Genomic DNA, 21,594 nt, shown 5'->3' with positions numbered 1-21,594 from the left:
CGTCAGCCCTGCACAGCCCCCCAGCCCGCTGACTCCCCCGCCCGGGACACCGTCCGCGGCACGCCCCACGGGTCGTCGTCGCGCAGGGCCGGTGGCAGCACGGCCTGCGGGGCGTCCTGGAAGGTGACCGGCCGCAGGAACCGGGTGACCGCCGCGGTGCCGACCGACGTGGTGCGCCCGGCGTCGGTGGTGGCGGGGTACGGGCCGCCGTGCTGCATGGCCGGGGTCACCGACACGCCCGTGGGCCAGCCGTTGAAGAGCACCCGCCCGGCGACCCGGCTGAGCGCCGCCACCAGCGCGGCCACCGGGGCGGTCTGCGCCTCCTCGGGGGTGACGTGCAGGCCCGCGGTGAGCTCGCCCTCGTAGAGGTGGGGGACGGCGGCGGCCACCGCGTCCACGCCCGGGTGCTCGACCAGCACCGACAGCGGGCCGAACGCCTCCTCGCGCAGCTCGGGTCCGGCGGCGAGCAGCGCGTCCAGCGTGGTGCGCACGAGCGTCGGGGTGGTCCACACCTGGCCGCTGCCGCCGTCGTCGCTGTCGCGGACACCACCGGCGACGACGACGTCGACACCGGCGCTGGCGAGCACCGCCTCGCGGCGGGCGGCGTACCCGGCGGCGATGCCGGGGTGCAGCAGCCGGTGCTCGGGCACCGCGGAGAAGGCCCGCTCGAGCGCGGCGAGCAGCTCTCCCCCGTCGGCGTCGAGGGCGCCGGCCGGCACGAGCACGAAGCCCGGCTGGGTGCACAGCTGTCCCGCCGACCCGGTGGCGCTGGTCGCGTACGCGGTGGCGAACGCCTCGGCCGTGGTCGCCGCCAGCGCGCCGGGGGTCACCACCACGGGGTTGGTGGACCCCAGCTCCCCGTAGAAGGGGATCGGCCGGCGGCGGGAGGCGGCCACGTCCGCGAGGTGGCGGCCGGCCCGCTGGGACCCGGTGAAGGAGGCCGCGGCGATGCGCTCGTCGCGCAGCAGCGCCACGCCGGCGGCCACGCCGTCGTCGTCGGGTCCCTCGGCGCCGGGGAGCCCGGCCAGCTGCAAGGCGTCCCGTGGCAGCCCCGCACCCTCCAGCGCGGCGCGGACCACCTCGGTGACGGCGGCGGACAGGCGCGGGTGGCCCGGGTGCGCCTTGACCACCACGGGGCAGCCGGCGGCCAGCGCGGCGGCGGTGTCGCCGCCGGCCACGGAGAACGCGAACGGGAAGTTGCTCGCGGCGAAGACGAGCACCGGGCCCAGCGGCACGAGCATGCGGCGCAGGTCCGGGCGGGGCACCGGGCGGAAGCCCGGGTCGGCCTCGTCGATGCGCGCGTCGAGGTGGGAGCCGTCGAGGGCCACCTGGGAGAACATCTCCAGCTGCACGGCGGTGCGCTCCAGCTCACCGCGCAGCCGCGGGGCGGGGGCGAGGCCGGTCTCCTCGGCGGCGGTCGCGACGAGCCGGTCGGCGTCGGCCCGCAGCGCGGCGGCCGCGGCGCGCAGCCCGGCGGCCAGCTGCGCCGGCGCGGTGGCGGCCAGCACCGGGGCGACGGCGGCGGCCCGGGCCGCCACCTCCTCGACGGCGGGACGGGGGGCGGGGCTGGTGGTGCTCACAGGGGTGGTCCTCCGGTGGTGCGGACGCGGGTCAGAAGGTGAAGCCGGTGGGGAACGGGTCGGTCGGGTCCAGCAGGTACTGCCCCATCCCCGTCACCCACGCGCGGCCGGTGATGGTGGGGACGACGGCGGCCCGCTGATGCTCACCCTCCCCCACGGTCGTCTCGGCGACGAGCCGGCCCGTGAAGCGGGAGCCGATGAAGGACTCGTTGACGAAGTCCTGGCCCAGCGCCAGCTCGCCGCGGGCCCACAGCTCGGCCATCCGCGCCGAGGTGCCCGTGCCGCAGGGCGACCTGTCGAACCACCCGGGGTGGATGGCCATGGCGTGCCGTGACAGCCGGGCGTCGGAGCCGGGGGCGATGAGCTCCACGTGGTGGCAGTGGTCGACGCCGTCGATGGTCGGGTGGTGCGGGGGCGCTGTCGTGTTGAGCGCGTCCATGATCGCCAGCCCTGCCGCGGAGATCTCGTGCTGGTGTGCGCGGTCGAAGGGCAGCCCGACGGCGTCCAGGTCGACCATGGCGTAGAAGTTGCCGCCGAAGGCCAGCGAGTACGGGACGTCACGGGCGCCACCGGGGAAGCCCGGCACGTGGAGCACCTCGTCGAGGCGGTCGCAGAAGCTCGGGACGTTCTCCAGGGTGACCCCGTCGGCGTGACCGTCGCGCACCGCCACCCGCGCCACCACCAGGCCGGCGGGCGTGTCGAGGCGGATGACGGTCTCCGGTTCGGTGACGGTGACCATGCCCGTCTCCACCAGCACGGTGGCGACGCCGATGGTGCCGTGCCCGCACATCGGCAGGCAGCCGGAGACCTCGATGTAGAGGACGCCCCAGTCGGCGTCGGGCCGGGTGGGCGGCTGCAGGATCGCCCCGCTCATGGCGGCGTGCCCCCGCGGCTCGTTGACGAGCAGCTGCCGCACGCCGTCCAGGTGCGCCATGAAGTGCAGGCGCCGCTCGTTCATCGTGGCACCGGGAAGCACCCCGACGCCGCCGGTGACCACCCGGGTCGGCATGCCCTCGGTGTGGGAGTCGACAGCGGAGAAGACGCGGGAGGCGCGCACCTCAGACGCTCGCGCGCAGCGCCTCGACCGCGGCGACGGCGCGCTCGGTCTCGGCGGTGATGGTGGCCACCTGCTGCGCGGACAGGGCACCGCGCGGCGGGCGGCAAGGGCCGCCGTAGCGGCCGACGACGTCCATCGACAGCTTGATGGCCTGCACGAACTCGGTGCGCGAGTCCCAGCGGAACAGGGCCACCAGCTGCGTGTACAGCGCGCGGGCCTGCTCGTAGCGGCCGGCGGTCATGAGGTCGTACAGCTCCACGGCCTCGCGGGGGAAGACGTTGGGGAACCCGGCGAACCAGCCGACGGCGCCGTCGAGCATGAGCTCCATGAGCACGTCGTCGGCCCCGGCGATGACGTCGATCTGCGTGCCGGCGGCCTCGCACAGCTCGGCGATCTCGAACGCGCGGCGCACGTCGCCGGAGAACTCCTTGACAGCGACCACGTTGTCGATCTGCGCGATCTCGGCCACGAGGGACGGCACCAGGTCGACCTTGGTGTCGAAGGGGTTGTTGTAGACCATCACCGGCAGCCCGACGCTCGCGACCTGCTCGAAGTGCTCCACCACCTGGGCCGGGGTGGAGCGGTACAGGGTGGGCGGCAGGCACAGCAGGCCGTCGGCGCCGTCCTCGGCGGCCACCTGTGCCCAGTGCTTGGCCTGGTGCCAGCCCGGGGCGTGCACGCCGGCGACGACGATGCCGCGCTCACCGGACGGCGTGCTCGTGGTCCGGGCGGTCTCGACGGCGACCTGCACCGCGCGGCGCCGCTCGGCGTCGGTGAGGGAGGAGTACTCCCCCAGTGAGCCGTTCGGGCCGACGCCGCGGCAGCCGTTCTCCAGCAGCCAGGCGCAGTGCTCGGCGAAGCGCTCCTCGTCGACGGCGAGGCCGGCGGGTGCGGACGGGTCCTCGCGGTAGGGCAGGGCGGTGGCGACGACGACGCCGCGCAGGTCGATGCTCATGGGGTCTCCTCGGGCTCGGGGTGGCTTGACGGCTGGCTGGTGGCGGGACTGGTCGGTGTGGTCGCAGGTGGCAGGTCGGCGAGCTCGCCGAGGCGGACGGGGACGGCGAGGGGCCGTCGCTGGTGGGACACCGGCGGGCGGGTGCTGCCGGCGGAGCCGGTGGAGGCGGAGGCAGGCAGGCCGCAGCCGAGCACGGCGTCGACGGCGTGGCCGCAGACCCGGCCCTGGCAGGGCCCGAGACCGGCACGGGTGGTCAGGCGCAGCGACCGGGAGCCGGCGGGCGCGTCGGCGGCGCTCGCCGTGGCCTGCGCGACCGAGCGCAGGCGACCGGCCGTGACCTCCTCGCAGCGGCAGACCACGGTGTCGTCGGTGACCTGGGCGAGCCACCCGGGACGGGGGGCGTGCGCAGCGGCGAGCCGGTCGGCGAAGGCGCGCAGCACCCGGCGTCGGCGCAGCAGCCCGTCGACCTCCGGGCCCGCGGGGTGGCCGAGCGCCTCGGCGGCCGCGAGACCGGCGAGGGCACCCTCGACGAGCGCGGCGTCGGCTCCGCCGATGCCGGTGACCTCCCCTGCGGCCCAGACCCCGGGGGCCGAGGTGGCACCGCGGTCGTCGACGGCGACGAACCCCGCGCCGGCGCCTGAGCCGGCGACGGCGGCGCCGGCGGCCAGCGCCACCTCGAGGCGGGGCGTGAAGCCGTGGCTGACGGCCAGGGCGTCCGCGGCGACGACGCGCTCGGTGCCGGGCACGGGCGCCCAGGTGGCGTCGAGCCGGGCCAGCACCACCTCTTCCACGCGCCCGTCCCCGCGGGCGGCGACCACGCCGGTGGCGGTGCGGTACGGCACGCGGGCGGCGGCGAGCGCGGCGACGTACCCCGCGAGCTCGCGGGTCTTGCCCGCCAGCACCCCGACGCCGGAGAGCCTCGCGCCGGAGGGCCCGGGGCCGCCCCCGGTGAGCAGGCGGTGCGGGTGGGCGCCCCAGCCCCGGGCGAGCTGCGCGGGGCCGGCGGCCTCGGCCACCTCGAGCACGCGCGCGCCGGTGGCCAGCAGCGAGGACGCCACGGGCAGCAGGAACGGCCCGGCGCCGGCGACCACCACGCGCTCCCCGACGGCGAGCCGCTCGGACTTCGCGAACGCCTGCGCAGCGCCGCCGGTGACGACACCGGGCAGGTCCCACCCGGGGAACGGCAGCGTGAGGTCGTGGGCACCGGTGGCGACGACGAGCGCCGCGGGACGCAGCGCGAGGTGCCGGCGCGCGGGGGCGTCGGCCTGACCGGCCGGCGCCACGAGCACGCGCACCACGAGGGCTCCGGCGCCGGGCAGGTCACCACGCCCACCACCGGGCTCGACGGCCCACACCGAGGCGCCGGTGAACAGCTCGCAGCCGGGGTCGCCGGCGAGGGTGCGGCGCAGGCGGGCGAAGGTCGACCAGCCGTGGTGCAGCCGCTCCTCGGCCGCGGCGGGACGCTCGGCCGGCAGGTGCCGCCAGTACTGGCCGCCGACGTCGTCCCCGCCCTCCACCAGCACCACGTGCGCACCGCCGCGGCGGGCGGCGGCCGCGGCGGCGAGCCCGGCGGGCCCTCCCCCGACGACGAGCACCTCGACGTCGCGCACCCCCGCACCCGCCCCAGCGGAGCCAGGCAGCTCGGCCGGCTCAACCACGACGCTCCCCCTCCACGCCCTCGACGCGGGCTGGCAGCGGCTCGGCCTGCGTGGTGACGACGGCCCCCTCCGCGGCGCGCCGCTGGCAGGCCCGCACGTCGCGGACGCCGTCGACGGTGACGAGGCAGTCGAAGCAGACCCCGATGCCGCAGAACACCCCGCGGGGCGCTCCGGCCCCGGCGGTCCGGCGCAGCGCTCCGCCGGTGCCCGCCGAGCGCGCCGCGGCCATGACCACCCCGGCGATGCTCTGCCCCCGCACGCCGGTCACGCTCTCGCCGTCGACGGTGAGGGTCACGGGCTCCCCCGTCGTCGTCCTGGCGACGTCGCGGGCCGGGTCCACCCGCCTCGCGCTCACGCCGCCGCCCCCGGCAGGCCGGCGAGGTGGGCCGCCAGCGAGGGGCGGGCCACGGAGAACGCGGCGGCGTCGAGCACCGGTGCGCGTCCGAGGAGCAGGTCGGCGACCAGCTCACCGGTGGCCGGGGCGAGCCCGATCCCGGCGCCCTCGTGGCCGGTGGCGTGCCACAGGCCCGGCAGGCGCGGGTCGGGGCCGGCGACGGGCAGGTGGTCGGGCACGTAGGGGCGGAAGCCGCCGTAGCTGCGCATCACCGGCACGCCCGCCAGGCCGGGGAACAGCGCGAGCGCCCCGGCGGCCAGGCGGCGCAGCACCTCCACGCGCAGCGCGGTGTCGAAGCCGACCCGCTCGCGCGAGGAGCCGATGAGGATGGTCCCGGACGCCGTCGACTCCACCACGGTGGAGGTCTGCAGGTCGGCGTCGCCGGAGCCGACGGCGCCCACGTAGTCGGCGTCGTAGACCTTGCGGAACACCTGGTGCGGCTGCCGGGTGGTCACCAGCACCACGCCGCGGCGCGGCAGCACCGGCAGGGGTGCGCCGAGCAGCGCGCTCACCTCACCCGACCAGGGGCCGGCGGCGACCACGACGGCGTCCGCGGCCACGTCCCCGCGGGTGGTATGGACCCCGGCGAGGCGCGCCCCCGCCCGTGCCCCCGACAGCAGGGGCCCGGTGACCTGCGCGCCGGTGAGCACCACCGCGCCGCGGTGGCGCGCGGAGGCCAGCAGCGCCTCGGTGGCCACCACGGGCTGCACCTGCGCGTCGTCGGGGTAGTGGACGGCGAGGGCGACGTCGGGCGTGAGCGCCGGCTCCAGCGCGCGGGCCCCGGCGGCGTCGAGCTCGGTGGCGCGCACCCCGGCGGGGCGCTGAGCGGCGGCGAAGGCGCGCAGCGCGCTCGCCCCGTCCTCGGTGGTGGCGACCACGAGCCCGCCCTTCGGCTCCAGCTCGAGGTCGGGGAACCCCCCGGGCAGCCCGGCGCGCAGCTCCTCGCGCAGCTCGGCGGCCAGCACCGGCCACAGCTGCACGGCGCGCTGGGCCATGGCCAGCTCGGCGCCGGGGCCCTTGTCGGAGACCAGGAGGTTGCCCTCGCCGCTGCCGGAGGTCCCCCCGGCGGCCTCGCCGCGGTCGACGACGACGACGCGGGCGCCGCCCACCGACAGGGACCTCGCGACGGCCGCGCCGACCACGCCGGCGCCCACGACGACGACGTCCGCCGTGCGGGCCGGCCCGCGCCGGGAAAGGAGTGTCACGGCCATACCCCCATCAGTACCATGTCACATGCCACTACGGGAAGGAGGCCGCTGATGACGGTCACGGCGCGCAGCAGCAGCCTGCGGGACCAGGTCGAGGAGGCCATCGCGGCGGCGGTGGTCTCCGGGGAGCTGGCGCCCGGCCAGCTGGTCTCGGCCCCCGCGCTGGCCGCCCGCTACGGCGTCTCGGCGACGCCCGTGCGCGAGGCGATGATGGCGCTGGAGGCCCGCGGGTTCGTCACCACCGTGCGCAACAAGGGGTTCCGCGTCACCGAGGTCCACCGCGACGACGTCGCCTCCCTCGTGGCCGTGCGCCGCCTGCTGGAGCCGCCCGCCGTGGGGCAGCTGGCCGCCCAGCGGTGCGCGCTCGTCACCGAGCACGCACCCCGCCTGAGAGCCCTGGCCGACGCGATCGTGGCCGGCGCCCGCAGCGGCGACCTCGCCGCCTACCTGCGCGCCGACACGCAGTTCCACTCCGAGCTGCTGGCCCTGCTCGGCAACCGCCACCTCGTGCAGGTGGTGGGCCAGCTGCGCTCCCAGACCCGCCTGGTCGGGCTCGCGGCGGCGGTGGGCAGCCCGGAGCTGGAGCGCTCCGCCGTCGACCACCACGAGCTGCTGGACCTGGTGCTCTCCGGCGACGGCCCCGCGGCCGAGCGCTTCATGGAGCACCACGTCAGCGCGGTCCTCGACTGGTGGACCCCGCAGTGACCCCCCACCCGGCCGACCGCGACGGAGCCGTCCGAGACCACGCCGCGGAGGTCGAGGCCGCCCTCGCCGTGCTCGCCGGTGACCTCCCGCTGCCACTGCGGGTGGCCGCCGCTGACCAGGTCACCGACGACGACCACGACGACGACGTCGACGGCGACACGCCCACCGCGCGCCTGCTGCTGCGCCGGCCCGACCACCAGCCCGACCACCGGGGCGACGGCGCCGGGCTGGGTGGAGGGCCGCGCTGGCCCGCGCCCGACGGCTCCCTCGGTCGGCTGTGGACCACCGCCGAGGGGCTGGTGGTGGGCCTCGGCGCACCCCCGTCGGGCGGCTCCGAGGCCCCCGCGACCGAGCCGTGGCTCGTCGCCGGCGACGCAGCGGGGCGCTGCCTGGACCGCGACGTCGTCGTCGTCCTCCCTCACGACGGGACTGACGACGGGACTGACGACGGGACCGGCGACGACGCGGCGGTCGAGGCCCTGCTGTGCGGGCTCGGTGCCGGTGCCGCCGCGGCGCGGCTCGGCCTCGAGCGCCGCCCGGCCCCCGGTGGGGTCCCGCGGGTGCGGGTGCCGGAGGCGCTGCTGCCGGCGGCCCGGCGCGGCCTGGCGGCCTCGGCCGCTGTCCACCTGGCCCGGCTGGTGACCTGCGCCCCGCCCGGCGTCGCGACCCCTGCGGCCGTGGCCGCGTGGGCGCGCTCCGGAGCCGAGGCCGTGGGGGCGACCTGCGAGGTGCTGGACGCCGACGCCCTGCGCGCCGGCGGCTACGGCGGCGTGCTCGCCGTCGGGGCGGGCTCCGCCGCCGAGCCGCGCCTCGTCCGCGTCCGCTGGGACGGGCGGCCCGGAAGCTCCGGTGGCGCGAGCGGCCCCGGGGCGCCGGCGGACCTCGTGGTGGTCGGCAAGGGCGTCACCTTCGACAGCGGGGGCCTGTCCCTCAAGAGCCCCGCAGCGATGCAGGACATGCGCTCGGACTGCGCCGGGGCTGCGGCGGCGCTGGCGGCCGTGCTGTCGCTGGCGGCCCAGCGCGCGCCGGTCGCGGTGGAGGCGCTGCTGCCGCTGGCGGAGAACCTCCCGGGCCCGGGGGCGACGCGCCCCGGAGACGTCGTGCGGTCTCGCTCGGGGCGGCTGGTGCAGGTGCTCGACACGGACTTCGAGGGCCGCGTGCTCCTCGCCGACGCGCTCACCGACGCGTGCGCCTCGCGCCCCCGCCTGGTGGTCGACCTCGCCACGCTCACCTACCAGGCCGTGGTGGCCCTGGGCCAGGACGTCGGTGCGCTGCTGGCCCGGGACGGCTCCGCGGCCGCAGCCGTCCTGGACGCCGCCCGGCGGGCCGGCGAGCCGCTGTGGCGGCTGCCGCTGGCCGACCGCTACCGCGGCCAGGTGGACCTCGGGTGGGCGGTGCGCAACCACCCCCTGGCCGACAGCGGCCGCGCCATCACGGCGGCGCTGTTCCTCGACGCGTTCGTGCCGCCCGAGCAGCCGTGGGCGCACCTCGACGTGGCGGGTCCGTCCTGGCGGGGCGACGCCTCCGCGGACGGCGCGACCGGCTTCGGGGTGCGCACGCTGCTGGAGCTCGCGCGCGCCCTGGGCGGTCCGCCGGAGCGCTGACCACGCGGCCGTGGTCACGAGGCGGGCGGGCGCCAGCGCCGCAGGACGGGGTTGGTGGCCGCCACCGCCGCGACGAGCACGGCGCACGCCACTCCCCCGCTGACCAGCGCGGCCCCCGGCGACGTCCACGAGCTCACCAGGCCCGCCCGCGCGTTCCCGACCCCCGGTCCGGCGACCCCGACGACGTTCTCCAGCGCGCTGACCCGGCCCAGGTAGGCGTCCGGGGTGTCCAGCTGCACGAGGGTGCCGCGGGCGATCACCCCGGTGGAGTCGGCCGCGCCGGCCACCGCCAGCAGGACCAGCACCACCGCGACGTCGTCCGCGAGACCGGCCCCGGCCAGCGCCAGCCCCCACACCGCGGCCGACACCAGCTGCACCACCCCCGGCCGCTGCGCCCGCGTCAGCGCTGACGTGGCCAGGCCCGCGGCCAGCCCGCCGACGGCGAGGGCCGAGAAGAACAGCCCGAGCGTGGCCGGCCGGTCGGCGAAGCGCGCCGCGTTGAGCGCCGGGAACAGCGCCACGGGCATCGCGAGCACCGTCGCGGCGGCGTCCAGGGCCACCGACCCCGACAGCGCCGGGCGCCGGGCGACCAGGCGCCAGCCGTCCCACGTCTGCCGCGCCGCGGCGCCCAGCCCCGCCAGGAGGTGAGAAGGCCGCGGGGAGCCGCCGCCGCCCGCGGCGCGGGGCAGCCGCACGGTGGCGACCCCGACGACGAGGAGGGCGGCGGCGTCGAGCAGGTACGCCGCGCCCGGGCCGGCCACGGCCAGCACGGCCCCGGCGGACAGCGGGCCCAGGAGCAGCGCCGCCTGGAAGGTGAGGTGTGTCAGGGCGACACCGGCCGGCACCTGCTCGCGCGGCAGGAGGGCGCTGACGAAGGTCCGCCGGGCAGCGGCGCCCAGCGACCCCGCGGCGGTCTGCGTGACCACCAGCGCCAGCAGCAGCACGACGCTGGAGGAGCCCAGGGCCCCCTGCACCGCCAGCGCGAGGGCAGCCGCGAGGGCAGCGGCCGTGGTGGCGACCGCCAGGCGGCGGCGGTCGAGGGTGTCGGCCAGCTGGCCGCCGAGCAGCCCGCAGACCAGGGTGGGGACCGCCGTCGCCGCTCCCACCGCCCCCACCCAGGCGCTGCTCCCGGTGAGCTGCCACACCTGGAAGAGCACGGTGGTGCTGGCCAGCTGGCCGCTGGCGGTGGACAGCGCCCCGCCCAGCCAGAGCCGCCGGAAGGGCGGGCTGGCGCGCAGCGGGCGGGTGTCGACGACGCGGTCGAGGCGGTCCCAGCGGCTCACCGCGGGTCGGTCTCGTCGGCGAGCCTCTCGCGGAGCCGGTCGAGGAACGAGCGCTGCTCCAGCAGGGCGCGCAGGTCGGCGACCACCTGCTGGAAGGAGTAGGGGACGGCGGCGTCGAGCTCGGCGAGGAGGTCCTCGGTGGCGTTCCACTCGCGCTCGAGCAGCGGGACGGCGGCGGCGCCGGCATCCGTGAGCGTGATGACGCGGGTGCGGGCGTCACTGCCGGGGGCGCTGTCCACGTAGCCGCTGCGTCGCAGCTCGGCCACGGTCTGGCTCATGGCGGAGTGCGTCACCCCCACCTCGGCGGCGAGCTGGCGCACGGTGAGGGGACCGAGGCGGGACAGGCGGATGAGCACCTTCGCGAAGCGCGGGCGCAGGCCCTGGACGTGGCGCTCGGCGTAGAGGGCGGCGATGTCGGCGTCGACGGCGTCGGTGAGCTCGGTGAAGGGCCGCAGGAAGTTCCGGGTGGTCGGGTCGTCACCCGAAGGCGGGGTCGGTGATGTCACAGCGCTTGTATAACAGCACTGTCATGATGTGGTGCAGTGGGCGGCCTCAGCCGCGCGAGCCGCTGCGGGGGCGCGGCGCGGACTGCCCCGAGGCCAGCGACGACGAGGCCGCGGACAGCTCGGACAGGTCCGAGAGGATCCGGGCGTGACGGGCGCGCAGCGCCTCCACGTCGGCCTGGGCCTGCTCCAGCACCACCTCGGCCTCCTCGCGCAGCCGCTCGGACTCCTCGGCCGCGTTCTCGAGGAGCTTGTGGGCGGCGGTGCGCGCCTCGGCGAGCAGGGCGTCGGCCTCGGCGGTCGCGGAGCGCCGCTGCTCGGCGGCCTCGCTGCGGGCGCGGGCCACCTCCTCGGCCACCTGGTCCACCAGGGCGCGCGCCCCGGCCTCGGCCTCGGCGGCCGAGCGAGCCGCCGCCGCGGCGGTGGCCGCGGCCTGCGACGTGGCCGTCTCCACGAGGCGGGACGCCTCGGCCTGCGCCACCTCGAGGGCCTCGCGGGCGGCGCTGCGCGCAGCGGCGGCCTCACGCCGGGCCTGCCCGCGCAGCTGCTCGCTCTCGGTGCGGGCGGCGGCGCGCTCGGCGGCGCTCTCCTCGCGAGCGCTGGCGCGCAGCTCCTCGGCCTCGCGGGACGACGACGCGCGCAGCTCGGCGGCCTCCTCCCGCGCCGAGCCCAGCAGCTCCTCCGCCTCGCGGGCGGAGGTGGCGCGCAGCTCCTGCGCGTCCCGCTGGGACGTGGTCCGCAGCTCCTCCGCCGCCTGCTCGGAGGCCTGGCGCAGCTCGGCGGCGATCCGCTCGGCGGCGTCGCGGACCTCCTGGGCGGTGCGCTCGGCCACCTCGCGCACCTGCTCGGCGTGCTCAGCAGCAGTGCGGCGCAGCTCGGCGACGTCGAAGTCAGCGGCCTGCTGCTCGCGCTCGAGGCGCTCGGAGGCGGCGGTGGACAGCTGCTGGGCGCGCTCCCGGGCCTCACGGACCAGGGCGGCGGCGTCGGCGTGGGCCTTGCGGGCCGCGGCGTCCGCCGCGTCGGCGGCCTGCTCGCGCAGGCGGTCGGCGTCGTCCTTCCCCTCCTGCAGGCGGGCGGCGGCCTCGGCGAGCACGCGGGCCGCCTCCGCCTCGGCCGCGGCGCGGACGCGCTGAGCCTCGGCGCGCGCGGCCTCGGCCTCCTCCGCGGCGCCCTCGCGCAGCGCGTCGGCGCGGGAGGTGGCGGCGGTCAGCGAGCGCTTGGCCTCGGCGTACGCGTCCGACGTGGCGCGACGCGCCTCCGCGGCGGCCTGCTGGCGGGTCTGGTCGGCCTCGCGGCGAGCGCGGGCGGCCTCCTCGTCAGCCTGCCGCTGGGACGCGGACACCAGGGCGGCGGCCTCGGCGCGGGCGCGCTCCAGCTCGGTGTCGGCCTGCTCCCGCAGGAGCAGGGCCTCGTCGCGCAGCGCGGCGGCGGCCGAGCTGGCCTGCTCCCCGGTCACCAGCGCGTCGGCGGCAGCGCGCTCGAGCACCTGCTCGGCCTCGGCCTGCGCGCGGGCCAGGTCGGCGGCGGCGCGCTCGCGCACCGCGGTGGCCTCGGCCAGGACGCGCTGCGCCTGGGCCTGCGCCTCGGCGCGGGCGGCAGCGGCGGCCGCTTCGGCGGCCGAGCGCTCCCGGGCGGCGCGCTCCTGCGCGGCCACCAGCAGCCGGTCGGCCTCGGCCTCGGCGGCGCGCTGGCGGGCCTGGGCGCGGGCGGTGATGTCGTCGGCGGCGCGCTGGACGCTGGAGAGCATCTCCTGCGCCTCGGCGCGGGCGGCCGCCATGATCTGGTCCGCCTCCACCTCCAGGGCGGTGCGTGCGCTCTCGGCGTCGTTGAGCAGGGAGACCCCGCGCTGGCGGGCGAGCGTCAGCAGCTCCTCGGCGTCCACCTGGGCGGCGGCGCGGACGTCGTCGGCGTCCGCCGCGGCGGCGGTGGTGATGCGCACGGCCTGGGCGCGGGCGGAGGCCAGCAGCTCTTCGAGCTCCTCGGCGGCCTCCTCGCGGGACGCGTCGGCCTCGCGGCCCACGGCCTCGGCCTCGGCGCGGGCGGCCGTCAGCACGTCGGCGGCCTCAGCGGCCGCGTCGGCGAGCATCTGCTCCACGGCGGCCTGGGCGGACGCCACCGCGCCCTCCGCCTCGGCGCAGACCTCCTCGGCGCTGGCGCGGGCCCGGCCCAGCACGTCGTCGGCGAGGTCCACGGCGTCGCCGTGCAGGCGGTCGGCCTCGTCGGCGGCGGTCTGCCAGAGCCGGTCCACCTCGCGGGAGGCCTCGGCCACCAGGGCGCCGGCCCGCTCGCGGGCCGTGGCCACGAGGCGCTCGGCCTCGGCGCGGGCGGCCTGGGCGTGCTCGCGGGAGCGGTCGCGCTCGGCCTCCACCTCCACGTGCAGCGCCGCGGCGGACGCGCGGGCCACCTCGGCCAGCTCCTCGGCCTCGCGGGCCGCGGCCTGCACGCGCTCCACGGCCTGCTCGCGGGCGGCCTGCGCGTGGCGGCGGGCGCCGGCCAGCACGGCCTCGGCCTCGGCGTGCAGCGCCGCGGCGGACGCGCGGGCGGCCTCGGCCAGCTCGTCGGCCTCGGCGCGAGCCACCTGCTCGAGGGCCTCCACGCGCTGACGGGTGGCGTCGGCGTGCTCGCGGGCCCCGGCGAGCACGAGCGCCGCGTCGCGTCGGGCGGCCGCGGCGGCGGTGCGGGCCACCTCCAGTGCGGTGCCTGCCTCACGGGCGGCGCGGTCGGCGATGGTGTCCGCGGCGGCCTGGGCCACCGTGCGCAGCTGGGCGGCCTCGGCGCGCAGGGTGGCGGCGTCGGCGGCCGCGGTGCGCTGCAGCTGCGCCGCCTCGGCGCGGGCGGCGGCGACCAGCTGCGCGGCCCTCTCCTGCGCTCCGGACAGCAGCTCGGCCGCGTCGGCCTCGGAGGAGGCGAGCAGCGCCGCGGCACCGGCCTCGGCGGCGGTGCGCAGCTCCACCTGCGAGAACTCGGCGGCGCTCTGCACCCGCGCGGCCTCGGCCCGGGCGGTCTCCAGCAGCTCCTCGGCGTCGGAGCGCGCCTGCTCCAGGGCGGCGGCCGCCGCGGCGCCCGCCTGCTCGCGGACCGCGGCCACCTGGGAGCGCAGCTCAGCGGCCTCGGCCTCCGCGGCCGCGCACACCCCGGCGGCGTGGTCGTCCGCGGCGGACCGCACGGCCTGCGCCGCGACCAGCTCGGCCTCGGCGGCGGCCCGCACCTGCGCGGCGTCGGTCTGGGCCTGCTCGCGGACGGCGGCCACCTGGACGCGCAGCGCCTCCGCCTGCGCGGTGAGCTCGTCGACGACGGCGCGGGCGGCCTGGCGCTCGGCGTCGAGCCCGGCCAGCACCTCCTCGCGGACGGCCTCGGCCTCGGTGCGCGCGGTGGCCAGCACGGCGGCGGCACCGGCGCGGGCGCTGGCCAGGGCCTGCTCGCGGTCGTCGAGGGTCGCGACGCGCAGCGCCTCGACCTCCTCGCGCACCGCGGCCTGCTGGGCCTCCGCGGCCTCGCGGGCCTCCTGGAGCAGCGCGGCGGCCTGGGCGGTGGCCTCGGCCAGCGCGCGGTCGGCGTCAGCGGAGGACGACTCCGCCTCGGCGCGGGCCAGGGCCAGCGCCTCCGCCGCCTCGGCGCGGGCCTGCTCGAGCAGCGCGACGCCCTCGGCCTGCGCGGCCTCCCGCAGCCCCTCGACGTCGGCGAGCGCAGCCTCGCGCTCCAGCTCGAGCTTGGCGAAGACGGCCTCGCGCTCGGCGTCGATGTCGCCCTGGGCGGCGCGCAGCTCGTGGGCCACCAGCTCGGCGGCGCGCTCGCGCGCGGCCTCGGCGGCACCGGCGGCCTCGGCGCGCAGCGCCTGCGCCTCCTCGGCGCGCGCGGCGGCCTGCTCACGCAGGTCCTGGGCCTGCAGCAGCAGCGCGCGGGCGGCGTCCTCGGCCTGCTCGCGCAGCTGCGCGGCGGAGGCCTCCGAGGCGACGGCGGTCTGCTCCGCCTGATCGCGCGCCGCCGCCTTCACGGCGTCGGCCTCGTCGCGCGCGGCCACCAGCGCCAGCTCCGCGGCGGCGGCGGCGGCCTCGGTGACCCGGTCGCGCTCGTGCTCGGCATCGGCCAGCACCTGGTGGGCGTCGGAACGGGCCTGGCCGAGCAGCTGCTCGGCCACCGCGGCGGCCTCGGCGCGGACGCGCTCGGCGTCGTCGTCGACCTCGCCGCGCAGCTGCTCGGCGTAGGCGACGGCGGCCGCGGCCTGGCGGCTCGCGTCCGAGCGGGTGCGCTCGGCCTCGGCACGGGCCTGGGCACGGACCTCCTCCGCCTCGGCACGCAGGACGGCGCCCTCGGCCTGCGCCGCCTCGATGCGGGACTGCACGTCGGCGCCGGCGGAGGCCAGGCGGGCCTCGGCCTCGCGGACCAGGCGGTCGGCCTCGGCCTGCGCCGTGACGAGGACCCGCTCGGCGGCCGCCCGGGCCTGCTCGAGGTCGGCCTCGGTCCTGAGGCGCAGCTCGCTGGCGTCGGCCTGGGCGCTGGCGCGCGCGGCCACGGCGCGCTCCACGGTGACGGCCGCCTCGCGGGTCACCTCGGCGGCGCGGGCGACGGCCTCGTCCACGATGGTCTCGGCCACCGCGCGCAGCACGCTGGCGCGGTCCTCGAGGGCCGCGGTCTCCTCGACGAACTCCCCGCGGCGCGTGCGCAGCGCGGTGAGGTCCGTGCGCAGCAGGCTCAGCTGCTCGCGCAGCGTCGTGTACTCCTCGCCCATCGCCGCGAGGACCTGGCGGCCCTGCTCGGTGCGGGTCTCGAGGACCTCCACCTCCTGCGCTGCGCGCGCGAGCATGCTCTCGGCGCGCTCCTCGGCGGTGCCGATCACGAGGGCGGCGTGCCGGGCGGACTCGGCGTGCGCGGCCTCGGCCCGCTCGGCGGCCTCGGCGAGCAGGGTGCGGGCCTCGCGGTCGGCGGTGGCGCGCACCTCCTCGGCGTGGCGCTGGGCCAGGCCCAGCAGCTCGACGGCGTGGTCGTAGCGGGAGGGGTCCATCACCGGCTGGGCCTGCTGCACCGGCTGCTGGTAGGTCGGCTGCTGCTGGACCGGCTGCGGAGCGGCGGGCGGCGTGCCGTACCAGTGCTCCTGCTCCACCGGCGCGCCCTGGTGCTGGGCGGGCGCGGTCGGCGGGAGGTGGATGGGCTGCTGTACCGGCTGCTGCACGTGCTGCTGGACCGGCTGCTGCGCGGGCTGGCGCCCCAGCCACTGGTCCAGGTGGTCGGAGACCTGGGGCCCCTGGGCGGAGGGCGCTGCGCCGTCGCGCAGGTCGATGACCGGCCGGCGGAGACCGGGCTGGCCGCCGGGGCGGGTGGCCGCACCCACAGGGGTGGGGGTGGGCGGCGTGCGGCCCGGGGCCACGGCGGGCAGCGAGACGGACGTGTGGGCGCGGTGGGAGGCCACGCGCACCCGGGGAAGGGCGTGGACGTCGACGTCGTCGTCGTGGTCGTCCCAGGGAGACGAGTCGCCCGGGTGACCGGGGCGGTGCGTCTCCATGCACGGATCGTGACACCTCGAACGCTCTGCGCGTGGGACTTCCGGCGCGTCGGGGCATGTCGCGCCCCGGGGGACGCTCCTGGCCGGGGCCGGGCCGGGAGCCGCTCGAGAGCGGCTGGGACCGCCGAACCAGGACAGACCAGGGCTCACAGCCCAGGTCCAGCGTTTCCCCTGGGACTGCTGTGAACGATGGTGCACCCGCGGCGAGGCCCGGTCACGGAGGCGCGCGACGCCCCGGCGTGTCGCCGTCAGCGGGTGCCCGGGCCGCGCCCCCCGCCGACCGGGTCGCCCACGAGCGCCCCGGCACCCGTGAGCACCGCCAGCGGCACCGGGGGCGAGGCCACGTCGGCCGTGCCCGCCACCGCCGTGAACGCCCCGCCGTCCACGGAGAACTCCCCCGCGTACGTGGTGGTCAGCACCACCTGCACGTCGCCACCTCGCTGGTAGGTGTGCGTGGTGCCCAGCGCCGGGAACAGCGCCCCCGGGTCCGGGGTGGGCCCGAGCACCGTCCCGTCGCCGAAGTCCCACGTGTACGCCACCGGCCTGGCCCGCACCGAGACCGACGCCCCCAGGACCGTCGTCGCCAGCAGCTGCGGCGCCGTCCCGGCCACCGCGTTGAGCGGCACCCCCACGAGCGCGTACCCGTTGCCCGGCTGGAGGACCACGGCCTGGCCCGGGATCGGCAGGCGGCGGAAGTCGGCCAGGGTCAGGCCGGGCACGGCCTCGCCGTCGACCGCCTCCTGGCGGGTCAGGCAGCGGGTGCCCACCAGGCGGTAGGTCACCCCGTCCGTGGACTGGTACTGCCAGTAGAAGAGGCGCGGGGCGGCGCACTGGGTGGTGGCCAGCTGGCACGTGGCCTCGCCCGGCGCGTCGACCGAGTTCCCGGCGCAGGCCAGCACGTAGCGGTTCCGGACGCGGGGCCCGGCCGGCGCCGCTCCCGCCCCACCGCCCTGGCTCGCCGAGCCGCTCCCCTGACCGGGGGTCCCCGTCACGCAGGGGACGACGACGTCGTGCCCGTCCGCGGTCACGTACCTGCAGCTGGTCGCGGCAGCGGCGGTCGGTGCCGCACCCGGCACCACCACCGCGGCCGGGCCCAGCAGCACCGCCACGACGACGACGAGCGCCGCCGCGGGCGTCCGCCTGCGGCTCGCGCGGCGCCGCCGGGTCCGGAGGGTGGTGATGATCACCGTCGCAGCGTGGACGGACACCGGCCGGAGACGGGCGGAGGTGACCACGGGTGGACCAGGGGCCTGCTCTCCCCGGGCCGCGCCGGGCGCCGACGGTGACCGGACGCCAGCGCTGCGTGGTCGAGAGCCCGGCGCCGACGACGCGGGGCGCCGCCGTCTCTTTACTCGCTCTTGACCCTCCGGTGAGAGACTGGGCCATGCCCGCCGGCGTCCTCGGTCCCCCGTCCGCAGCGTCCTCCGCCACCGCCAGGCCCTCGCTCGTCTCGCGCGTGCGACGGTGGACCGTCGCCGTGCTCGCCGCGGCCCAGCTGCTCGCCGCCGTCGTCGCGTCCGTGCTCGGGGGCGGCCGCCCCGGGGGCACGGGCGAGTCCGACCTGCTCATCACCCCGGCCGGGTACGCGTTCGCCGTGTGGGGCGCGGTGGTGGTCGGCTGCCTGGCGTACGCGGTCTACCAGCTGCCCGCCGGGCGGGGCGACGAGCCGCCGTACCGACGGGTCGCCTGGCCGCTGGCCGGCGTGATGGCGGGGTTCGTGGCGTGGCTGGTGCTCGCGGCCACGGCCCCGGTCTGGACCACGGCGGTGGTCTTCGCGGCGATGCTCGCCCTGCTCGTGGTGGCCTACGACACCGCCCTGCGCCACCGCCGCCTCATGCGCCTGCCCGGACGCCTGCTGCTGCTCGGCGCACTGGGCGTCTACACCGGCTGGGCGGCGGTGGCGGTGCCCGTCAACGCCGCGTCGGCCCTGGCAGCCCTGGGCCTGCCGACCACCGGGGGCGGCGCCGCGGCGTGGCAGGCCGGCGTGCTGGCGGTGGCCCTCGGGGCCGGCGTCGCGGTGGTCCGGCGCTGGCGCGCCCGCGCCGCGAGCACCCTCGCGGCGGTGTGGGGCCTCATGGCGGTGGCGTTCGGCGCCGGGGCCCGCGAGGGCGGGGCGCTGCTCGCCGCCGCGGCGGCCGTGGGCGCGGTGGCGCTGCTCGGGTGGGCGGTGTGGTCTCGCGGGGAGGACCTGCGGCGCCGGCTGCGGTCGGCCACGGTCCGCGTCGGCGGGCCCGGGAGTCCCGGCGGGCCCGGGAGTCCGTTCGGCCCGTTCGGCCCGCGCCCCTGACGGCCCCGCCTCCGGCGCCCGTGATCACGGACGGGGGGTGGGGTCTCCTCCGCCGTGGCCGAGCTCGAGCATGGCCTCGAGCATCTCGGCGCGCAGGCGCTCGATCTCCGGGGTGAGCCGCTCCACCGCCTGGCGACGGCGCGGGGCGTCGGCGCGGCCCGGCGTCGTCGTCCCCAGCAGCAGGTGGCGGGACCGCTCCAGGGCCTTCGCCCGCCGCAGCCACGCCTCCGCCTGCGCCACCTGGGCGGGGCTGCCGGCTGACGCGGCGTCCGCACGGGCGGAGGTGGCGTGGTCGACGAGGGCGGAGATCTCGCTCGCCAGGCGGGCGTCCGGCGTCCGGGCCGAGCGCGCGTCGGACCAGCGCCGCGTCAGCGCGCGGACGCGCTCCCTGGTCTCGGGCTCGCGCAGGTAGGGCGCCACGAGGCTCATCCAGCGGATGGCGTCCGGGCCGCGCTTGGCCGCCAGCGCGGCCAGCTGGCGCAGCAGGGCGGGGCTCACCGAGGGCACCCGCCCATGGTGGCGCGGACGGGGGCCGCGCGCGCGAGAGAGGATCTGCCGGTGAGCGCGCAGCCCAGCGGTGAGCCGGTCAACGGCGAGGTCAGCTTCTGGTGGCACCAGCTCGGCCGGCCGGCCCCGCGGCCGCCGCTGCCGACGTCGCCGTCGTCGTCGTCAGCCGCGCTCGAGTGTGACGTCGCCGTGGTCGGCGCCGGCTACACCGGACTGTGGACCGCGTACTACCTCAAGCGGGCGGACCCGTCGCTGCGCGTGGTCGTGCTGGAGCAGCACGTCGCGGGGTACGGGGCGTCGGGCCGTAACGGCGGCTGGCTGACCAACGAGATCACCGGCGGCGTGGACGGCTACCGCGCCAGCCACGGCCCCGCGGCGGTCGACGCGTTCCAGCGGGCGATGAACGACACCGTCGACGAGGTGGTGCGCGTGGCCGCCGCCGAGGGGATCGACGCCGACGTCCACCGCGGCGGGGAGCACACCGTGGCCCGCGGCCCCGCGCAGCTGGCCAGGCTGCGGGAGCTGCACGCCTCGATGGCAGCCCGCGCCGGCACCGACGTGCGGTGGCTGGACGCCGGGGAGGCCCACGAGCGGATCGGCGTGGCGGGCACGTCCGCGGCGGTGTGGCACCCGCACTGCGCGCGGATCCACCCCGCCAAGCTGGTGCGCGGGCTGGCCGAGGTCGTCGAGCGGCTGGGGGTGGAGGTCTACGAGGGCACCCGCGCCACGGAGCTCCTCCCCGGGCTGGTGCGCACCGTCGTCGGTGGAGCCGGCGGCGAGGTCGGGCTGGTGCGGGCCCGCACGGTGGTGCGCGCCACGGAGGGCTTCACCGCGGACATCCCCGCTCTGCACCGCGACTGGCTGCCCATGAACTCCTCCATGGTGGCGACGGCGCCGCTCCCGGCGGCGGTGTGGGACGCGATCGGCTGGGACGGGCGGGCCACGCTCGGCGACACCGCGCACGTCTACATGTACGCCCAGCGCACCGCCGACGACCGGATCGCGCTGGGCGGCCGCGGCGTCCCCTACACGTGGGGGTCCAGCACGGCCCGCACCACCGCGGACGGCCGCACCCCGGCGCGGACAGTGGAGGGGCTGCGCCGGGTGCTGGAGGACTTCTTCCCCGTGCTGCGCCAGCTCACCCCGGACGGCCGGGCACCACTGGACCACGCGTGGTCGGGGGTGCTGGCCGTGCCGCGGGACTGGCACGCCTCCGTGGGGCTGGACCGCGCCGCCGACGGGACCGCGCTGGCGTGGGCCGGCGGCTACGTGGGCACGGGCGTCACGGCCACCAACCTCGCCGGGCGCACCCTGCGCGACCTCGTGCTCGGCGAGCGCACCGCGCTGACGGAGCTGCCGTGGGTCGGGCACCGGGTGCGCCGCTGGGAGCCCGAGCCGCTGCGCTGGCTGGCGGTGCACGGCCTGTACGCCACCTACCGGGCCGCGGACGCCGCCGAGGCCCGCGGGCGCACGCGCACCTCTCCGCTCGCGGTGCTGGCCGGGAGGGTGGCCGGTCACCACTGAGGACGACGACGGGGCCAGCGGGCGAGTGGCGGGCTCCAGCGGCTGCCCGCAGGGTGGTTCCAGCGCCCAGCAGGCGGCGCGGTCCCCGATCTCGACCGAAGGGCCGGACATGACCTCCAGCACCACCAGCACGCCCACCTCGACCGGGGCGGGCTCGACCAGCTTCCCCGACCTGTTCCGCGAGATGTGGAGCTACCTCACCGGGCGCGGCGCCGCCATCAACTACGAGTTCGTCGACATGGCCGTCGAGGTGCCGCGCGAGACCGGCCCCGACGCGCCGCGCGCCACCTGGAAGCTCAACGGCACCCTGCGCATCACCACCTCCGAGGACGCGAGCCGCGGATGAGCACCTCCTCGCCGCGGGGGCGCCTGCTGCCGACGGGTCTGCGCGTCAGCGCGGACCTGTCGCTGCAGGTGGACGGCCTCGACGTGCGCGTCGAGGGTGACGGGGCGCAGCTGCGGGTGCTCACCGCGGACGCCACGGCCCTGCTGGCGAGGGTGCGGGAGGCGGCCGCCGCCGCGGGGCTGCGCGGTGGCCGCTCCCGCGCGAGGGCGGTCGCGCTCGTCGCCGAGGAGCTGGCCGCCGCCGGCCTCTCGGTGCGCGTGCAGACCCCGGGCGGCCCGCTGCTCGACGCCGGGCACGGGGTGTCCTCGCCGCTGGGACGGGTCGCGCTGGGCAGCTCGAGGGTGCGTCTGCACCGCGCCGCGGCGCTGCGCGCCACCGGTGCGGGACGCCGAGCGGGCGTCGCCGCGGTGGTCCTGGCCGCGGCAGCGGCTGCGGTGGCCGCCGTGCTGCGAGGCCGCCGCCCCTGAGCCCGTGACCCCGCTC

Annotated in this window: 17 protein-coding genes; 6 read left to right on the top strand and 11 right to left on the bottom strand. The window is 78.6% G+C overall.

Annotated elements, in window-relative coordinates:
- Positions 1–2: 2 nt before the first annotated feature.
- From H7K62_RS04295 to H7K62_RS04270, 6 genes are read right to left on the bottom strand one after another with little or no spacing between them, the layout of a single operon-like run.
- Positions 3–1,580, bottom strand: coding sequence for an aldehyde dehydrogenase family protein (locus H7K62_RS04295; protein ID WP_186716712.1), 1,578 nt, complete (start codon positions 1,578–1,580; stop codon positions 3–5).
- Between the two features lie 31 nt (positions 1,581–1,611).
- Positions 1,612–2,637, bottom strand: coding sequence for a proline racemase family protein (locus H7K62_RS04290; RefSeq protein WP_186716711.1), 1,026 nt, complete (start codon positions 2,635–2,637; stop codon positions 1,612–1,614).
- Position 2,638: 1 nt separating this feature from the next.
- On the bottom strand, positions 2,639–3,592 hold the full coding sequence (locus H7K62_RS04285; RefSeq protein ID WP_186716710.1) for a dihydrodipicolinate synthase family protein: 954 nt from the start codon (positions 3,590–3,592) through the stop codon (positions 2,639–2,641).
- The gene (locus tag H7K62_RS04280) at positions 3,589–5,250 is read right to left on the bottom strand and encodes an FAD-dependent oxidoreductase (protein ID WP_222437072.1); all 1,662 of its coding nucleotides are present in this window, start codon (positions 5,248–5,250) and stop codon (positions 3,589–3,591) included. The genes H7K62_RS04285 and H7K62_RS04280 overlap by 4 nt, the downstream gene beginning before the upstream one ends.
- Positions 5,243–5,605: a (2Fe-2S)-binding protein gene (locus H7K62_RS04275; protein ID WP_186716709.1), complete on the bottom strand. Its 363-nt coding sequence runs from the start codon at positions 5,603–5,605 to the stop codon at positions 5,243–5,245. The genes H7K62_RS04280 and H7K62_RS04275 overlap by 8 nt, the downstream gene beginning before the upstream one ends.
- Positions 5,602–6,849: an NAD(P)/FAD-dependent oxidoreductase gene (locus tag H7K62_RS04270; protein WP_222437071.1), complete on the bottom strand. Its 1,248-nt coding sequence runs from the start codon at positions 6,847–6,849 to the stop codon at positions 5,602–5,604. The genes H7K62_RS04275 and H7K62_RS04270 overlap by 4 nt, the downstream gene beginning before the upstream one ends.
- A 54-nt stretch (positions 6,850–6,903) precedes the next feature.
- Between H7K62_RS04270 and H7K62_RS04265 the strand changes: the two genes are divergently transcribed.
- Both H7K62_RS04265 and H7K62_RS23525 read left to right on the top strand, forming a co-directional pair.
- A complete protein-coding gene (locus H7K62_RS04265) occupies positions 6,904–7,557 on the top strand; it encodes a GntR family transcriptional regulator (protein WP_186716707.1) in 654 nt (217 codons plus the stop codon).
- A complete protein-coding gene (locus H7K62_RS23525) occupies positions 7,554–9,161 on the top strand; it encodes a M17 family metallopeptidase (protein WP_186716706.1) in 1,608 nt (535 codons plus the stop codon). The genes H7K62_RS04265 and H7K62_RS23525 overlap by 4 nt, the downstream gene beginning before the upstream one ends.
- A 14-nt stretch (positions 9,162–9,175) precedes the next feature.
- Here the strand turns inward: H7K62_RS23525 and H7K62_RS04255 are convergent, their stop codons facing one another.
- From H7K62_RS04255 to H7K62_RS04240, 4 genes are all read right to left on the bottom strand, one after another.
- Positions 9,176–10,444: an MFS transporter gene (locus H7K62_RS04255; RefSeq protein WP_186716705.1), complete on the bottom strand. Its 1,269-nt coding sequence runs from the start codon at positions 10,442–10,444 to the stop codon at positions 9,176–9,178.
- The gene (locus tag H7K62_RS04250) at positions 10,441–10,950 is read right to left on the bottom strand and encodes a MarR family winged helix-turn-helix transcriptional regulator (RefSeq protein ID WP_186716704.1); all 510 of its coding nucleotides are present in this window, start codon (positions 10,948–10,950) and stop codon (positions 10,441–10,443) included. The genes H7K62_RS04255 and H7K62_RS04250 overlap by 4 nt, the downstream gene beginning before the upstream one ends.
- Positions 10,951–10,996: 46 nt before the next feature.
- A complete protein-coding gene (locus H7K62_RS04245) occupies positions 10,997–16,447 on the bottom strand; it encodes a hypothetical protein (RefSeq protein ID WP_186716703.1) in 5,451 nt (1,816 codons plus the stop codon).
- 248 nt (positions 16,448–16,695) lie between these two features.
- Complete coding sequence (locus H7K62_RS04240) at positions 16,696–17,634, bottom strand: PKD domain-containing protein (RefSeq protein WP_186716702.1); 939 nt, start codon at positions 17,632–17,634, stop codon at positions 16,696–16,698.
- A 197-nt stretch (positions 17,635–17,831) separates the two neighbouring features.
- On the opposite strand from H7K62_RS04240, the gene H7K62_RS04235 reads away from it, so the two are divergent.
- Complete coding sequence (locus H7K62_RS04235) at positions 17,832–18,734, top strand: hypothetical protein (protein ID WP_186716701.1); 903 nt, start codon at positions 17,832–17,834, stop codon at positions 18,732–18,734.
- A 24-nt stretch (positions 18,735–18,758) separates the two neighbouring features.
- Here the strand turns inward: H7K62_RS04235 and H7K62_RS04230 are convergent, their stop codons facing one another.
- Positions 18,759–19,241, bottom strand: a complete 483-nt coding sequence (locus tag H7K62_RS04230; RefSeq protein WP_186716700.1) for a hypothetical protein — start codon at positions 19,239–19,241, stop codon at positions 18,759–18,761.
- Between the two features lie 51 nt (positions 19,242–19,292).
- Here H7K62_RS04230 and H7K62_RS04225 point away from each other — a divergent pair, with 51 nt between their 5' ends.
- From H7K62_RS04225 to H7K62_RS04215, 3 genes are all read left to right on the top strand, one after another.
- Complete coding sequence (locus tag H7K62_RS04225; RefSeq protein WP_222437070.1) at positions 19,293–20,765, top strand: NAD(P)/FAD-dependent oxidoreductase; 1,473 nt, start codon at positions 19,293–19,295, stop codon at positions 20,763–20,765.
- 109 nt (positions 20,766–20,874) lie between these two features.
- The gene (locus tag H7K62_RS04220; RefSeq protein ID WP_186716698.1) at positions 20,875–21,111 is read left to right on the top strand and encodes a hypothetical protein; all 237 of its coding nucleotides are present in this window, start codon (positions 20,875–20,877) and stop codon (positions 21,109–21,111) included.
- A complete protein-coding gene (locus H7K62_RS04215) occupies positions 21,108–21,578 on the top strand; it encodes a hypothetical protein (protein ID WP_186716697.1) in 471 nt (156 codons plus the stop codon). The genes H7K62_RS04220 and H7K62_RS04215 overlap by 4 nt, the downstream gene beginning before the upstream one ends.
- Positions 21,579–21,594 lie beyond the last annotated feature (16 nt).

It is taken from the genome of Quadrisphaera sp. RL12-1S (assembly GCF_014270065.1).
Taxonomy (GTDB): Bacteria; Actinomycetota; Actinomycetes; order Actinomycetales; family Quadrisphaeraceae; genus Quadrisphaera.
Note: the sequence above shows the minus strand (reverse complement) of the source record. Positions and strands in the feature narration are given on the sequence as shown.

Excerpts from the sequence above, each read along its gene's own strand:
- H7K62_RS04285 (WP_186716710.1), bottom strand. The coding sequence starts at position 3,592 with ATGAGCATCGACCTGCGCGGCGTCGTCGTCGCCACCGCCCTGCCCTAC.
- H7K62_RS04265 (WP_186716707.1), top strand. The coding sequence starts at position 6,904 with ATGACGGTCACGGCGCGCAGCAGCAGCCTGCGGGACCAGGTCGAGGAG.
- H7K62_RS04245 (WP_186716703.1), bottom strand. The coding sequence starts at position 16,447 with ATGGAGACGCACCGCCCCGGTCACCCGGGCGACTCGTCTCCCTGGGAC.
- H7K62_RS04235 (WP_186716701.1), top strand. The coding sequence starts at position 17,832 with ATGCCCGCCGGCGTCCTCGGTCCCCCGTCCGCAGCGTCCTCCGCCACC.
- H7K62_RS04220 (WP_186716698.1), top strand. The coding sequence starts at position 20,875 with ATGACCTCCAGCACCACCAGCACGCCCACCTCGACCGGGGCGGGCTCG.
- H7K62_RS04215 (WP_186716697.1), top strand. The coding sequence starts at position 21,108 with ATGAGCACCTCCTCGCCGCGGGGGCGCCTGCTGCCGACGGGTCTGCGC.